Raw genomic sequence first — 14,219 nt, forward strand, 5'->3', positions numbered from 1 at the left:
CCGTGACCTCGGAAAGCCGAGCGGTACCCGAATCCGGCGCCGAATTTGTCGTGGTGGCCAACCGGCTACCCGTCGACAAGTCGGTCGACGCCGACGGCGAGATCACCTGGAAGCGCAGCCCCGGCGGTCTGGTCACCGCTCTCGAACCCATCCTCCGCTCCCACACCGGTGCCTGGGTGGGATGGTCGGGTATCGCCGACTCCGAGGAGAACCCTGAGGTCGAGGGCATCGGCATCCAGGCGGTGCCGCTGTCGACGCAGGAGATCGCCGAGTACTACGAAGGCTTCTCCAACGCCACCCTGTGGCCGCTGTACCACGACGTCATCGTCAAACCCGAATATCACCGCGAATGGTGGAACACCTACGTCGAGGTGAATCGTCGCTTCGCCGAAGCCGCCTCGAAGGCCGCCGCCGAGGGTGCGGTCGTGTGGGTGCAGGACTACCAGCTGCAGCTCGTCCCGAAGATGCTGCGGATGCTGCGCCCCGACCTCAAGATCGGGTTCTTCCTGCACATCCCGTTCCCGCCGGTCGAGTTGTTCATGCAGCTGCCCTGGCGCACCGAGATCGTCGAGGGACTCCTCGGCGCCGACCTCATCGGATTCCACCTCCCCGGTGGCGCCCAGAACTTTCTCTATCTCGCACGGCGTCTCGCCGGTCAGGCCACCAGCAAGGGCACCGTCGGTGTGCGGTCGCGGTTCGGTGTGGTGCAGGTCGGTTTCCGAACGGTACGGGTCGGGGCCTTCCCGATCTCCATCGATTCCGGCGAGCTCGACACGAAGGCGCGATCCAAGGAGATCCGCAAACGTGCCGCCGAGATCCGCAAGGAACTCGGCAACCCGAAGACGATCATGCTCGGCGTCGACCGACTCGACTACACCAAGGGCATCGACGTTCGACTCCGAGCGCTCCAGGAGTTGCTGGAGGAGAAGCGGATCGACGCCGCCGACACCGTCATGGTGCAGCTGGCGACACCGAGCCGCGAACGCGTGGAGAGCTACATCCAGATGCGTGCGGGTATCGAACAGCTCGTCGGCAACATCAACGGCCGCTACAGCGAGGTCGGCCGGCCGATCGTGCAGTACCTGCACCGCCCGATTCCCCGCGACGACCTCATCGCCTTCTTCGTCGCCGCCGACGTCATGCTCGTGACGCCCCTGCGTGACGGGATGAACCTCGTCGCCAAGGAGTACGTGGCGTGCCGCAGCGACCTCGGTGGCGCCTTGGTCCTGAGCGAGTTCACCGGCGCCGCAGCCGAATTGCGGTCGGCGTATCAGGCCAACCCATACGATCTCGACGGCGTCAAGGACGCGATCGTCGCCGCCGTCGAGCAGGCCCCAGAAGACGGCCGACGCCGCATGCGCGCCCTGCGCAGGCAGGTACTGGCCCACGACGTCGGCAAATGGGCGGCGAGTTTCCTCGGCACCCTGGCCGATACAACGGAAACCGAGGCGTCGGCGAACCGCGGTGTGCGCCTGCTGGATTCCGAGTCCGACGAAGCTGGGACCGACGAGACAGTGACCGACGAGACCGGGACCGACGCATCTGGGGCCGACGAGTCGGCCGACCGGCGATGAGCGCCGAGGGCATCCCGGCACCACTGTCCGACGCGCTGCTACGGGCGAGCACAGTGGAGCGGCTGCTGCTCGCATCGGACTACGACGGCTGTATCGCACCCATCGTCTCCCGGCCGCAGGACGCGGTCGGTCTGCCCGAATCGATCGAGGCGTTACGGGCCGCCGCCCGACTCGACCGCACCTCGGTGGCCGTGGTGAGCGGCCGGGCGCTGTCGGATCTCGCCGCGCTGTCCGGTCTCGCCGACGACCCGATCACCCTTGTCGGCAGCCACGGCAGCGAGTTCGACACCGGCTTCGGCCAACCGGTCACCGCCGAGCAGCAGCAGCTCCTCGCCCGGATCATCGACGAGTTCGACTCCATCGCAGCAGAATTCGACGGTGTCACGGTGGAGATCAAACCGGTCAGCACCACCCTGCACGTGCGCAATGCGAGCCCCGCCGACGCCGCGACCGCGCTCGACCGCGCTCGTCTCGGCCCGGCCCGGTGGGACGGGGTCGAGGCCACCGAGGGCAAGGCGGTCATCGAGCTCGCCGTCATCGAGACCAGCAAAGGCCTGGCGCTCGACCTCCTGCGCGACCGCACCGGCGCCGACGTCGTCATCTATCTCGGTGACGACGTCACCGACGAGAAAGCCTTCGCCCATCTGCGCCACGACCACGACATCAGCATCAAGGTCGGCCCCGGTGAGACCGCCGCCCAGTATCGCGTCGGCGATCCGGCGGATGTGGCCGCCGTCCTCGAATTCGTTACCGCACATCGCCGCGAGGCGCTCGGCTGACCTGGCGGCCGGGCCACTGGAGCTGTGTCACGACACCGCAGGCTCGGCGACCATTGGGTCGGTGACCGGATCACGCTTGGCCGACTCCCGGATCACCCGGTGGACGAAGCCGAGCTTGCGCACCACCGGTTGCGGGATGTCGAACGGATACAGCGGCGGGCTGCCCATCGCCTGGTTGACGCGATTGAACATGGTGGACAGCCACTTCCAGTCGTACAGCAGTTTCTCGATGGGCTGATCGGCGTACGTCGCCAGCGGCACGATGTCGCGGTCCATCGAGAAACGCACCTGATCACTCTCAAGCATCAGCCCGGACTCCCGGGCGGTGTCGATGGTCCCGGTGATGTGCAGGTAGTGGGCGAAGCACTCGGCGAAGTCCTCCCACGGGTGCATGGTGGCGTATTCGGAGATGAACGAGTCACGCCAATCCGCCGGTGGCCCTTGCCGATAGTGCCGATCAAGGGCGTCGCTGTAACTCGCTCGTTCGTCGCCGAAGATCTCGCGGCACCGGTCCAGATAGCGGTCGGCCCCGTCGCCGGTCTCGACGAGCACATGCTGGTAGTAGTGCCCGGTCTCGTGGCGGAAGTGCCCGACCATGGTGCGATAGGGCTCGCCGAGTGACACCCGCAACCGTTCACGATGTGCGGCAAGGGTTTCGGCGAGATCGATGGTGATGACGCCACCGGCGTGCCCGATGATCACCTGCTTGCCCTCCGACAGGCTGGACAACAGGTCGAAGGCCAACCCGCCCTTGGTGCGCCAGTAGGGTTCGATCGGCAACCCCAGATCGGCGAGCTGATAGATCACCATCCGCAGATCGAAGGTGGTCGGCGCGAGCTTCTCCACGGCAATGGTGTCCGACGGATCGGGTTGGCGGCGCACCAGCGAATCCGGGAAACACAGTCCCCGCAAACCGATCTCGCCCTCCCCCACCTCCGAGGGCGTCATCCAGTTGCAGCCCGTGCGCGACCAGCTCGAACACCGCTCCCAGCGTCGGCCGTCGATGTCGACGCCGTCCTCGGAGGCCACCACCAGTGATCGGCTCGGCAGGTGCACTCCGACGGAGGTGCCACAACGGGGACAGCTCTGGTTCTCGAATCCCGACAGCGCGTTGCAGATCGGGCACGTCAGTGCGCGCACACCGCTCAGCCTATGCTGATGCGGCCCGTTCCGTCGTCGATGGGCAGATCACCGCGCACCACCGCGGTCACCTGGTAGGAGTCGAGGTTGATCGACCCCTCGTGGTTGTCGAGGAATGCGGTGTCGGCGGCGTCCCGCCCGGTCGAGATGCGCACCAGCCCCTGGCGAGGAGCGAGCCGCGTGGCATCGACCACCACCCAGACGCCGTCGATGAGCGCCTCGGCGACCGCGTGGAAGTCCATCGGATCGCAGCCCGGCGCGTACACGGCGACCAACCGGGCCGGGATGTTCAACGCGCGCAGCAACGCCACCACGAGATGCGCGTAATCGCGGCAGACGCCCGCACCGGCCAGCAGGGTGTCGGCGGCGCCGTCGATCGGGTCACTCGCACCGGGGATGTAATCGAGGCGATCCTCGACGAACGCCGTCACCTGGTTGAGGAGTTCACCCTTCGGCAACGAGCTGTCGAACTGTCCCGCGGCGAATCCGAAGAACTTGTCGGCCTCGGCATATCGGCTGGGGCGCAAGTAGATCGAATGATCGGTGACGGCGACCTGGGCCGGATCGGCGGGCGTGGTCACCGCGGCCCGATAGTCGACGTCGAGCCGACCGGACTCCACCGACAGCCGATGGATACGGCCGCCGTAGTTGTCGACGATCTCCTCCACCGACACCGGTTTGCCGTCGAGGGTGACCTCAAGGGTTTCGTCCAGGGACAGCCCGGGCATACGGGCCACCGCGATCTGCATCTCGATCTCGGTGGGTGCGGTGACGGAGATGGACATGGTCGCGGCAACGTCGCGAGGGGGGATCGTCATGACTGTCACGGTAGGGCAAAACGCCGGACTCTGCGTCACGGGCACCCGGGCCGCTACGGCCGAGCGCGGCAGTGGGTCATCGCGGAGACCGGATCGGCGTAGATCACGCTGAGCGCCACCACGATTGCCGCACTCTCCTGGACCGACAACCCGAACCGCGACGCCGTGAGCTCCAGCGGCCAACCGATCCTGGACGCGGAGTCGAAGGCCGCCTGCACCGGTCCGAGCCCCTGCGGATGCGCGGCGAACGCATCACCGGCGACGATCACCTCGTCGGGATTGACCGCGTCACGGAAGACGGCGACCACCTCCCCGAGGATGCGGGCACGTTCGTCGGTGATCACCGACGCGTCCGGGGAGACGCCGAGGCGCTGCGCGGCGCGGCGTGCGACGTCGACTCCGATCACGTCCTGCAGGGTGGCCGCACCCCCGCACAGGGTCGGGGCGTCGACACCGATGTGGGCGATCGTGCCCGCCCCACGGTCGGGGACCACCACCTGCCCGCCGACGGTCAGGGCCATACCCGTGGTTTCGCGCGCGTAGAAGAAAAGTCCCGTATTCGCGCTGCTGCGAGCCGAACTCAGCAACAGTTCGGCTGCGGCCATGGCCTGCACGTGCTCGCACACCGACACCGGCACGCCGAGCGCCTCGGCGAGTTGCGCCCCGACGGGGACGTTGCGCCAGCCGAGGACGGGATGGTCGACGACACCGCTGGCACGTTCGACGCGCCCGCCCAACGCGATACCGGCCCACAGCAGGCGGCGCCCGGAGAACCGGTCGGCGAGTTCGCGCAAGGCGTGGCAGAGTTCGGCCGCCGACGCGTGCGGCTCGTCGCGCGGGGTGAGTACGGCGTGGCTGTAGAGGGTGCGCCCGCCCAGGTCGGCGATGGCCAGCAGGGTCCGTCGGGCGCCGATGTGCATCCCCGCGACGCAGAGGCTGTCGCGGTCGAGGGTCAGGGGATGCTTCGGCCGACCGATGCTTCCGGCATGGACCAGGTCGCGGCGTTCGACGACGAAGCCCAGTTCGGTCAGCGCGGTCACCTGGCGGTTGATGGTGGCCGGGGACAATCCGGTCTCGGCGGCGAGGGTGTCACGGGTGATGGGCGCACCGACCCGGATGCGCTGCAACACCTGCGCCGCGGGGGTCGTCCCGACACCGAGCGTCGCCGGGATGACCGTGTGCATGACTGCAGAATCTAGCATCGCCGTCGGTGGGCACAGCCCGATCGGCGTCGAGACCGAGTCCGGGGCTCGGTGCCGGGCCGGGGCCGCAGGGCCTCACCCGACCCGGCACGTAAACTCACGATTATGAGTGAGTCCACCGCCTCCGAGGTCACCCGCGTCGCCGTCGTTACCGGTGCGAGTTCCGGGATCGGCGCGGCCACCGCCCGCGCCCTGGCCGCACAGGGCTTCCACGTCGTCCTCGGCGCCCGCCGGGTCGATCGGGTGGAGGCGCTGGCCGCCGAGATCGGCGGTACCGGAAAGCAACTCGACGTCACCGACGACGAGTCGGTGGCCCGATTCGTCGACGGTCTGGACTCGGTGCACGTGCTCGTCAACAACGCCGGCGGCGCGAAGGGCCTCGACCCGGTGGCCACCGCCGACCTCGACGACTGGCGCTGGATGTGGGAGACCAACGTCCTGGGGACGCTGCGGATGACCAAGGCGCTGCTCCCGGCGCTCGAGGCGTCCGGCGACGGGCTGATCGTCACCATCACCTCCGTCGCCGCCCTGGAGGCCTACGACAACGGCGCCGGTTACACCTCGGCGAAACATGCTCAGGGGGTGCTGCATCGGACGTTGCGCTACGAACTTCTCGGCAAGCCGATCCGTCTCACCGAGATCGCGCCCGGCATGGTCGAAACCGATTTCTCGCTGGTGCGTTTCGAGGGCGACAAGGAACGCGCCGACGCCGTCTACCAAGGCCTGACGCCGCTGACCGCCGACGACGTCGCCGAGGTCATCGGCTTCGTCGCCTCCCGGCCACCGCACGTGAACCTCGATCAGATCGTGCTCAAACCGCGCGATCAGGCCTCGGCGCGGCGCAACATCAAGACCGGCTAGGCGGACGGGGGCGAGACCCTCAATTCGGGGCGCTCACCGACGAGGGTGCACCGCTCGGGGTCGCGGGCACAGACGCCGACTGCGGGGTGCCCTTGATCGCCGACATCGACTTCCAGGTATCCCAGTCGTAGGTCCAGTCGAAGATGTCGCCGTCGGCCTCGGACAGATCGATCCGGGTACCGGTCACCTCGACGGGGTCACCGTAGATCGCGGTGGCGAAGTACTGCTGCGCGTTGTCCAGCGACAGGTTGATGCAGCCGTTCGTCACATTCGACGAACCCTGCACGCCAACGGTTTCGGGGTTGGCGTGGATGAACTCACCGTTGTTGGAGATGCGCACCGCCCAGCGTTCGTGGACGTTGAAGTACCCCGCAGCCGGGTTGGACATGTAAAAGTCCTCGTACTTCTCGCTGACCACGTGGATGCCCGAGCGGGTCACGTTGCGGTCGACGTCGCCCTCGCCGTAGCTGCACGGCAGGGTCATCAGCGTCGATCCGTCGCGGACCACCACGATCTGGTGGCTGGGCGCGTCGGCCTTGACGATCTGTGAGCGGCCGATCGTGTAGTCGCTGGTGACGTCGGCGGCACCGTAGGCCCCGTCGCCGTGATCGAGCCCGTACAGCTTGGCCGACATGTGGATCTTGGTGCCCGGGGTGAGGTACTCCTTGGAGCGCCAGTGCACGCGTGAACCGTTGTCCTCGCCGAGCCACGCCCAACTGCCCTCCGTGGGCGGTGTGGTGGTCAGGGTCAGCGCGCGCTCGACGGCTTCCTTGTCGTCGACGGTCCCGTCGAACTTGAGGATCAGCGGTGCGGCGATGCCGACTTCCTGCCCGTCGGCGATGTTGACGACGACGTTGAGCTGTTGCTTGGGATCGAGAGTGGTGAACGACCCCTTGACCGGCACCGTCATCCGATCCTGGCCGACGGCACTGCCCTGCCAGGTGTAGGTGGTGCCGTAGCCGAGCACCTCGTTGACGGTGAAGGTGGTGCGATCGTCGGAGAGCGTGCCGGTGACCGCCTTGCCGCCGGCGTTGACCAGTTTGACGTCGGGGTTGAGCGTGCCGCCCGACACCTTGACCTCCACCTTGGCGGTCGGATTGGGTGCGGCGGGATCGTCGAGCGCAGGCGTGTAGGTGACCTTGACGGTCGGCTGCTTCGACTTCTGGGCGGAGGTGGTGTCGTCGGATCGTCCACAGGCGGCGGCCACGAGGCCCGCGGTGGCGATGCCTGCCGCCGCGAGAACGGTGCGTCGGCTGGGTGTCGGCTGCGTGTTCATGTCGGAACCAGGGTACCGAGACCAGCTGATGAACGGCTCTCTGCCTGCTGTGATTCGGTCAAGACAGCGATGCCGCCGACGCGGGCGACCCGCGCAGATGGGCGCGCTCACCGTCGTGGTCGAAGATCGAGAGGACCTCCGCGGGTCCCTCATCGGGCGCCAACGAATGCGGAACCGTGCATGCGAACTCGGCGGCGTGGCCTGCGGGAATGATGATCGTCCGTTCGCCGAGCCGCAGCCGGATGGTGCCGCTGAGCACCGTGAACCACTCGTGTCCGGGGTGCACCCGCAGTTCGCGGGCGGCGTCCCGAACCGATTCGTCGAGCCGCATCTTTGCCACGGTCACGCCGGCCGGGGTGTTGTCACGTGACAAAGGCCACACCGTGATGCCCTCGTTGGTGTGGGGTTCGGGGCGGATCACCACGTCGGCGTCGCCGACCGGCTCGACCAGGACGTCGAGCGAGGTGCCCAGCGCGCGGGCGATCGGGACGAGCTGATCGAGCGCGACCCGCCGATGCCCGGTCTCGATCCGGCTCAGCGTCGACGGACTCAGGTGACAGCGATGTGCCAGCGAATCCAAGGTCCACCCCTTGGCGACGCGCATCGCGCGGATGCGCTGACGGACCACCGCATCGATTTCTTGCTCCATGGGCAATATCGTATGCTTCCTGCGCATCAGCTCGCTAGCCTCGGCATCATGACCAGCACGCACGGACCAGACCATGGACACCACGGACGGCATGCACACGGGACGAACGACCACGGCGGGCATCATCGCGGCGCACACGATCATGGGGCACACGATCATGAGGGCACCGACATCGGTGAGCTACTCGAACTCGACGCCGCGGTCACCGGCGCCTACCTCGACGAGGCGATCTCCCTCATCCGCACCGTGGCCACCCGGCCAATCGAGGTGATCGTCGACGCCGGCGCCGGTACCGGGGTCGGGACCCGCGCCCTCGCCGCGGCCTTCGGCGACGCCGAGATCGTCGCCGTCGACGGCTCCGCCGAGATGACCGCACGCATCGACGCCGCCGGACCGGGCACCGTGCGGACGGTGACCGCCGACCTCGACGACGGCTGGCCGGCGAGCGTCGGGACCGCCGATGTGGTGTGGGCGTCGGCGTCGTTACATCACGTCGCCGACCCCGCCGCCTTCCTGCGCACCGCACGAGCCCATCTGCGGCCGGGCGGCGTGCTGGCGGTCATCGAGATGCCGCATCAGCCCCGGTTCCTGCAGACCGGACCGCCGCTCTCCGACCTCGGTGACCGGATCGAGGAGCTCATGCGGGCCAAGGGCGCCAACAGCTTTCCCGATTGGACCGACACGATCACCGCCTCCGGCTTTGACATGCGCACACGGCACACCGTGAGCATCGACGTTCCCGAACCCACCGCACTCACCCGCGCCTACGCGCAGGCATGGTTCTCTCGGGTGCGCACCGGACTCGCCGACGACCTCACCGACACCGACGCGGCCACCCTCGACGAGTTGCTCGGCGACGGACCCACCTCCCTGCGCTGCCGCCCGGACCTCGCCGTACGGGCCGCGCGCACGATCTGGATCGCGACCGTGCCCACATCGACCACCGAAGCGAACCAGGAGATCTCATGACCACCACGGCAACCGAGACCGTCGACGTGGCCATCATCGGCGGCGGCGCAGCCGGGCTGTCCGCTGCGGTGACCCTCGCGCGGTCGCTGCGCACGGTCGTCGTCATCGACGCCGGCGCACCCCGCAACGCACCCGCCGCCGGTGCGCACAACCTCCTCGGCCGGGAGGGCATCGCCCCGACCGAACTGCTGCGCGCCGGACGCGCGGAGGCCATCGGATACGGCGCGATCATCCGCGAGGGCACCGTCACCGCCGTGACACGCTTGAAACCCCTGGCCGACAGCACTTTCGAGGTGCACAGCACCGGTGGCTTCGAGGTGCACAGCACCGGCGGCCCCGCCGTCGTCGCCCGCCGACTGCTGATCGCGACCGGACTCGTCGACGAACTCCCCCACATTGCCGGGCTCGCCGAACTCTGGGGCCGCGACGTGTTGCACTGCCCGTTCTGTCACGGCTACGAGGTGCGTGGTCGGCGGGTCGGCGTCCTCGGCACCGGGCCGATGGCCATGCACCAGGCAATGCTGTTCTCGCAGTTGACCTCTCACATCACCCTCATCGATCACGGCATGACACCACTCACCCCGGAACAGCGGTTGCAGGCCGAGGTACGTGGGATCGACATCACCGCCGGACCGGTCGCGCGGGTCGACGCCGACGCCGACAACCGTTTGCGCGCAGTGCTGTTCGACGACGGCCGCGAGCTGGAGCTCGATGCGCTCGTCGTCGCACCACGAATGCGCGCCCGAGCCGAGATCTACACCTCGCTCGGCGGCACACTCGAGGACAACCCGATGGGCAGCATCATCCCCGCCGACCGCACCGGGCGAACCCCGATCGACGGGGTCTGGGCGGCAGGCAATTCCGTGGATCTCGCGGCAATGGTCGGGGCCTCGGCGGCGGCCGGGGTGCAGTGCGGTGCGATGATCAACGCCGACCTCATCGAGGAGGACACCCGGCGGGCGATCGAGAGCCGGGCGGCCGGCTGACCATCGCTCTCAGCTGAACCGATCTCAGCTGAACACCACGGTCTTGCGGCCGTGCACCAGCACACGGTCCTCGAGGTGCCACCGCAAACCCCGTGCCAGGACCAGGGTTTCGATGTCGCGGCCCTGCCGGACCATGTCGCGCACATTGTCGGAGTGGTCGATCCGGGTGACGTCCTGCTCGATGATCGGGCCGGCGTCGAGGTCGGCGGTCACGTAGTGGCAGGTCGCGCCGATCAGTTTGACGCCGCGGGCGAATGCCTGGTGGTACGGCCGCGCGCCGATGAAGCTGGGCAGGAAGCTGTGGTGGATGTTGATCGCGCGCCCGGCCCACGCCTCGCACAGTTCGGGAGGCAGGATCTGCATGAAACGGGCGAGCACCACCGCGTCGGGCGCATGGCTGTCGACGATCTCCTCAACCCGGTCGAAGGCTGCGCGTTTGGCTCGCGCACCGGACTTCCCGTCGGGTCCGGTGAAGGGCACGTGATGAAACGGCACCCCGAAGCGTTCGGTCAGTCCGCCGAGGTCGGGATGGTTGCCGATGACCGCGGACACCGTCGCCGGCAGTTCACCGCGATCGGCCCGACCGAGTAGGTCGGTGAGGCAATGGCTTTCCTTGCTGACGAGCAGCACCACCGACTTCTCCTCGCCGGTGTCGGTGACCTTCCACTCCGTCTGCGGTCCCCATTCGGCGGCGATGTCGGCGAATCGGGCGCGCACCTCGTCGAGCGGGATCGTGACCGTGTCGGCGCGGACGGCCTGCCGGGTGAAGAACCATCCGGAGTCCTCGTCGGAGTGGTAGGCGGCCTCGGTGATCCAGCCGCCGATCTCGGCGAGGAAGCTCGAGATCCGCGCGACGATCCCGGTCTGGTCGGGGCAGCCGAGGGTGAGCACATAGCGACGGTCGGCACCGGAGGCGTCGGTGGTGGGTACCGCGGTGGCGGGGACTGAGCTGGATGGGACAGCGGTGGCGGGGGTGGTCACGGTCCTTCAGTGTGCCAAGCTCGTCTGTGTGACGATCACCGACCTACGCCGAGCCGATGTCGCGGCCCTCGTCGACCACACCCTGCTCAAGCCCGAGGCCACCCGCGCCGACGCCGAGGCCACCCTCGCCGAGGCCGCGGAGCTCGGCGTCTACGCGGTCTGCCTGTCGCCGTCGATGCTGCCGATCGACACCGGTGACCAGAAGTCCTGTGTGGTCGCCGGCTTCCCGTCGGGCAAGCACCATTCGCTGGTCAAGGCCGCCGAGGCGCGCCTGGCCGTGGACTCCGGTGCAGACGAGGTCGACATGGTCATCGACGTCGGCGCCGCGCGGGAACAACGATTCGACGAGGTCTTCGCCGACGTGCTCACCGTGCGTGAGGCCGTCGGCGACGAGACCGTCCTCAAGGTGATCGTCGAGTCGGCGGCGCTGCTCGACCTCGCCGGCGAGGACACCCTGACCGAGGTCTGCGCGCATGCGGCCCGCGCCGGGGCGAGCTTCGTCAAGACCTCGACCGGGTTCCATCCGGCCGGCGGCGCGAGTGTGCGGGCAGTGGAGATCATGCGGGCCGCCGTTCCCGCGCGCGTCGGGGTGAAGGCATCCGGCGGAATCCGCGATGCACGGTTCGCCGCCGAACTCATCGCTGCCGGCGCCACCCGACTCGGCTTGTCGGGCAGCCGTGCGGTGCTGGAGGGCTTCGCCGAATAGCGATCGGCTGCAGACGTTCGGCCGCAGACGTTGCGGCCAGGAGGAACCCCGCGGGATCAGCCCGGAAGAGTTGGGCGCATGGGTGATTCGCGGTCAGAACCCGCCGAAATCCCCGCCACCGAAGTCCCCGCCACCCCCGAAGTCGTTGCCGCCACCGAAGTCACCGAAACCGCCGCCGTAGTCACCACCGCCCATGTCGCCCCCGGCGTCGCCGCCACCCATGTCGCCCCCGCCCCCATCGCCGTAGCCCCCATCGCCGTAATCCCCGGAATCGAGGGCTCCGGCGTCGGTGCCGTCGCCGACACCGTTCTCGAAGGCGGCCGCGTCGTAGTTGACCCCGGCCATGCCGGAGAACAGTGCCGAGAACAGGAACATCGAGCCGACACCCCACGCTCCGGCGACGAGCGCCGGCTTCCACCACGGTTCGGAGTACCAGCCGGCCGGTACCGGTCGGCCGGCGACGCGGCCACCCGGGTAGTAGTTCGGGGTGGTCGGCGACGGTGCCGGCGAGGCCTGCACGGTGCGGCCTTCGAAGTCGATCTCACGGTTCTCGGTGACCTCACCCGCACTTTTCTGGCCGTCGAGTTCGGGGATCGCCGGTCCGGGGTCCATGCCCATCGCGGTCCGTGCGGCGCGGATGTAGTACAAGCCCTCGATGGCGGTCTGCTTGGCCAGTCGGGCCTGTGCGGGGCTGGTGGCCTGGTCGATCTGTGAGCCGGCGGCAGTGTGCCGTTCGGCGGCGTCGGCGAGCGCCTGCTTGGCCGCCGGCGAGTCACCGACCAGCATGTACACCTGACCGCCGAGCCGTTCGATGGCCTGTCGGGCGTCGGCCTTCGCGTCGTCGAGGGTGCGGGCGGTGTTGGCACCGGAGCGCCGCTGCATGACCACCACCACCCCCACGACGAGCAGGATGACGACGGCGATCAGGAGCAGCTGGCCCACGGGTTCCTCCGGAACGGGGTCGGAAAATCGGACATCACCCAGCGTACCTGCGAGGTGGTGGGGCCCGTCCGGCTCAGAGGATCGAGCAGGTCGGCGCCGAACCCGAGCTCGACGTCGACGCAGCTGCCGACCCGAGATCGACGTTGCTACCGGTGACGGCGAAGTCGACGCCCTGGTCGGTGACCTTCAGGGAGGTGACCTTGATTTCCTTGGTGAGGTCACCGAAGAGGCTGTCGCCGAAGCCGTCGACGAACTGCTGGGCGAAGTCGGCGGGAATCCCGAAGACGAAGGCGCTGGCCTGCTCCACCTGGAAGCGCACCTTGCCCTGGTCGAGGACCGGCTTCATGGTGAGGCTGACCGGCACCGGGAAGATCGCGACCTGTACCGCGGCGTCCACCTTGATCGTGCCGTCGGCGGCGTTGCCGGTGACCGCGCTGACCTGGGTACTGCCCAAGATGCCGGAGCCCTCGGTTCCGGTGCCGCCGTTGGTGGTGCCACCGTTGGTCCCGCTGTTGTCGGTCGAGCCACCGGAGAGTTGTCCCTGCTTGCTCAGCTCGATCACCCGCTGGAACGGGACGTACCCGGTGCCCGCGAGCGAATCGACCTTGACCGTGTTCCCGTCCTGGCTGACCCCATCGGCCCTCATGTGCAGTTGCATCTGGGTCGAGTTGGCGTCGCTGGTGTCCACCTGGACGTAGGGATAATCGTTCGAGAACTTCTGCAGCAGAATGGGTTTCTTGCTGATCGAGACGTTGGTGGGCTGACCGGTCAGTGCGCCGAACTGTTTCTCCAGGCAGTCGGTGGCCCGGCTGCGCAAGAAGAGTTCGGTGCCGACGAGCGCGATGATGATCACCAGCACGAGCCCGACCGCGCCGAGCGCGATGAACTTTCCCTTGCCGCGTTTCGTCGGCGCCGTCGTGACGACGCCATCGCCGGTCGGAGGTACCGCATGCGCACCCGTTCCCGGATCGCCTCCGCCCGCCGGGTTCTCCCCGGTGGTGAACTGCGCGGTCTGCGGGTGCGCCGCGGGCGGCGGGGTCACCGGGGTCGTGGTGGCATCGGAGATCTGCGAGTAGGCACGCGCATGGCGGGAGGTGGTGGTCGGCTCCCACTGCTCGGTGTCGGGGGCGGGATTCTCCCCCGCCCCGTGCTGGGCCGGAGTCTGATCCGCCCCGGTTTGCTGTGCCGGAGCCTGCTCGGCCGGTGGCTGCTCGGTCGGCGCGTCCCCTCCTATGGAGTGGTCGCGCGGCGCGTTCTCCCGACCGACCTGCTTGGTGGCATCCGGATCCTCGGGACCACGAGGGGTCTGCGGATCGTCGGTCGTGTCGTCGGCCAT

Annotated in this window: 14 protein-coding genes; 6 read left to right on the forward strand and 8 right to left on the reverse strand. The window is 68.4% G+C overall.

Annotation, left to right across the window (positions count from 1 at the left end; translation table 11 throughout):
* Window positions 1-2: 2 nt before the first annotated feature.
* Window positions 3-1,574, forward strand: a complete 1,572-nt coding sequence (locus QNM97_RS18895) for an alpha,alpha-trehalose-phosphate synthase (UDP-forming) (protein WP_283819817.1) — start codon at window positions 3-5, stop codon at window positions 1,572-1,574.
* A complete protein-coding gene (gene otsB / locus QNM97_RS18900; RefSeq protein ID WP_283819818.1) occupies window positions 1,571-2,353 on the forward strand; it encodes a trehalose-phosphatase in 783 nt (260 codons plus the stop codon). Before QNM97_RS18895 ends, otsB begins: the two co-directional genes overlap by 4 nt.
* 27 nt (window positions 2,354-2,380) lie before the next feature.
* On the opposite strand, the gene QNM97_RS18905 is transcribed toward otsB, so the two are convergent.
* Genes QNM97_RS18905 through QNM97_RS18915 form a run of 3 tightly spaced genes read right to left on the reverse strand, consistent with a single transcriptional unit; the run spans window position 2,381 to window position 5,495 of the window.
* Entirely contained in the window at window positions 2,381-3,493 is a 1,113-nt protein-coding gene (locus QNM97_RS18905; RefSeq protein ID WP_283819819.1) for a zinc-binding metallopeptidase family protein, read from the reverse strand.
* 5 nt (window positions 3,494-3,498) lie between these two features.
* Complete coding sequence (locus tag QNM97_RS18910; protein ID WP_208794348.1) at window positions 3,499-4,311, reverse strand: transglutaminase-like domain-containing protein; 813 nt, start codon at window positions 4,309-4,311, stop codon at window positions 3,499-3,501.
* A gap of 53 nt (window positions 4,312-4,364) precedes the next feature.
* The gene (locus QNM97_RS18915) at window positions 4,365-5,495 is read right to left on the reverse strand and encodes an ROK family transcriptional regulator (protein WP_283819820.1); all 1,131 of its coding nucleotides are present in this window, start codon (window positions 5,493-5,495) and stop codon (window positions 4,365-4,367) included.
* A 123-nt stretch (window positions 5,496-5,618) separates the two neighbouring features.
* On the opposite strand from QNM97_RS18915, the gene QNM97_RS18920 reads away from it, so the two are divergent.
* Entirely contained in the window at window positions 5,619-6,374 is a 756-nt protein-coding gene (locus tag QNM97_RS18920) for an SDR family NAD(P)-dependent oxidoreductase (RefSeq protein WP_208794344.1), read from the forward strand.
* 19 nt (window positions 6,375-6,393) lie between these two features.
* Here QNM97_RS18920 and QNM97_RS18925 read toward each other — a convergent pair whose 3' ends face one another.
* Together QNM97_RS18925 and QNM97_RS18930 are read right to left on the reverse strand one after the other, a co-directional pair.
* A complete protein-coding gene (locus QNM97_RS18925; RefSeq protein WP_283819822.1) occupies window positions 6,394-7,650 on the reverse strand; it encodes a L,D-transpeptidase in 1,257 nt (418 codons plus the stop codon).
* Between the two features lie 58 nt (window positions 7,651-7,708).
* Window positions 7,709-8,299 carry a helix-turn-helix domain-containing protein gene (locus tag QNM97_RS18930; protein WP_283819823.1) on the reverse strand — a complete coding sequence of 197 codons (591 nt, stop codon included), beginning with the start codon at window positions 8,297-8,299 and terminating at the stop codon, window positions 7,709-7,711.
* A 48-nt stretch (window positions 8,300-8,347) separates the two neighbouring features.
* Between QNM97_RS18930 and QNM97_RS18935 the strand changes: the two genes are divergently transcribed.
* Both QNM97_RS18935 and QNM97_RS18940 read left to right on the forward strand, forming a co-directional pair.
* On the forward strand, window positions 8,348-9,268 hold the full coding sequence (locus QNM97_RS18935; RefSeq protein WP_283819824.1) for a class I SAM-dependent methyltransferase: 921 nt from the start codon (window positions 8,348-8,350) through the stop codon (window positions 9,266-9,268).
* Window positions 9,265-10,254, forward strand: coding sequence for an NAD(P)/FAD-dependent oxidoreductase (locus QNM97_RS18940; protein WP_283819825.1), 990 nt, complete (start codon window positions 9,265-9,267; stop codon window positions 10,252-10,254). The genes QNM97_RS18935 and QNM97_RS18940 overlap by 4 nt, the downstream gene beginning before the upstream one ends.
* 24 nt (window positions 10,255-10,278) lie before the next feature.
* Here the strand turns inward: QNM97_RS18940 and purU are convergent, their stop codons facing one another.
* The gene (purU, locus tag QNM97_RS18945; RefSeq protein WP_283819826.1) at window positions 10,279-11,235 is read right to left on the reverse strand and encodes a formyltetrahydrofolate deformylase; all 957 of its coding nucleotides are present in this window, start codon (window positions 11,233-11,235) and stop codon (window positions 10,279-10,281) included.
* A gap of 28 nt (window positions 11,236-11,263) precedes the next feature.
* On the opposite strand from purU, the gene deoC reads away from it, so the two are divergent.
* The gene (deoC, locus tag QNM97_RS18950; protein ID WP_283819827.1) at window positions 11,264-11,941 is read left to right on the forward strand and encodes a deoxyribose-phosphate aldolase; all 678 of its coding nucleotides are present in this window, start codon (window positions 11,264-11,266) and stop codon (window positions 11,939-11,941) included.
* Window positions 11,942-12,034: 93 nt separating this feature from the next.
* Here deoC and QNM97_RS18955 read toward each other — a convergent pair whose 3' ends face one another.
* Entirely contained in the window at window positions 12,035-12,883 is an 849-nt protein-coding gene (locus tag QNM97_RS18955) for a DUF1542 domain-containing protein (RefSeq protein ID WP_283819828.1), read from the reverse strand.
* A 73-nt stretch (window positions 12,884-12,956) separates the two neighbouring features.
* Window positions 12,957-14,219: an LmeA family phospholipid-binding protein gene (locus QNM97_RS18960; RefSeq protein WP_283819829.1), complete on the reverse strand. Its 1,263-nt coding sequence runs from the start codon at window positions 14,217-14,219 to the stop codon at window positions 12,957-12,959.

Origin of the sequence: Gordonia sp. L191 (assembly GCF_030077625.1) — a bacterium.
In the GTDB taxonomy this organism is placed as follows: Bacteria; Actinomycetota; Actinomycetes; order Mycobacteriales; family Mycobacteriaceae; genus Gordonia; species Gordonia polyisoprenivorans_A.

Bases quoted from the DNA above. Each gene is read 5' to 3' on its own strand.
- QNM97_RS18920 (WP_208794344.1), top strand. From the start codon at position 5,619: ATGAGTGAGTCCACCGCCTCCGAGGTCACCCGCGTCGCCGTCGTTACC.
- QNM97_RS18930 (WP_283819823.1), bottom strand. From the start codon at position 8,299: ATGGAGCAAGAAATCGATGCGGTGGTCCGTCAGCGCATCCGCGCGATG.
- QNM97_RS18915 (WP_283819820.1), bottom strand. From the start codon at position 5,495: ATGCACACGGTCATCCCGGCGACGCTCGGTGTCGGGACGACCCCCGCG.
- otsB (WP_283819818.1), top strand. From the start codon at position 1,571: ATGAGCGCCGAGGGCATCCCGGCACCACTGTCCGACGCGCTGCTACGG.
- QNM97_RS18940 (WP_283819825.1), top strand. From the start codon at position 9,265: ATGACCACCACGGCAACCGAGACCGTCGACGTGGCCATCATCGGCGGC.
- QNM97_RS18935 (WP_283819824.1), top strand. From the start codon at position 8,348: ATGACCAGCACGCACGGACCAGACCATGGACACCACGGACGGCATGCA.
- QNM97_RS18925 (WP_283819822.1), bottom strand. From the start codon at position 7,650: ATGAACACGCAGCCGACACCCAGCCGACGCACCGTTCTCGCGGCGGCA.
- QNM97_RS18910 (WP_208794348.1), bottom strand. From the start codon at position 4,311: ATGACGATCCCCCCTCGCGACGTTGCCGCGACCATGTCCATCTCCGTC.
- QNM97_RS18960 (WP_283819829.1), bottom strand. From the start codon at position 14,219: ATGGCCGACGACACGACCGACGATCCGCAGACCCCTCGTGGTCCCGAG.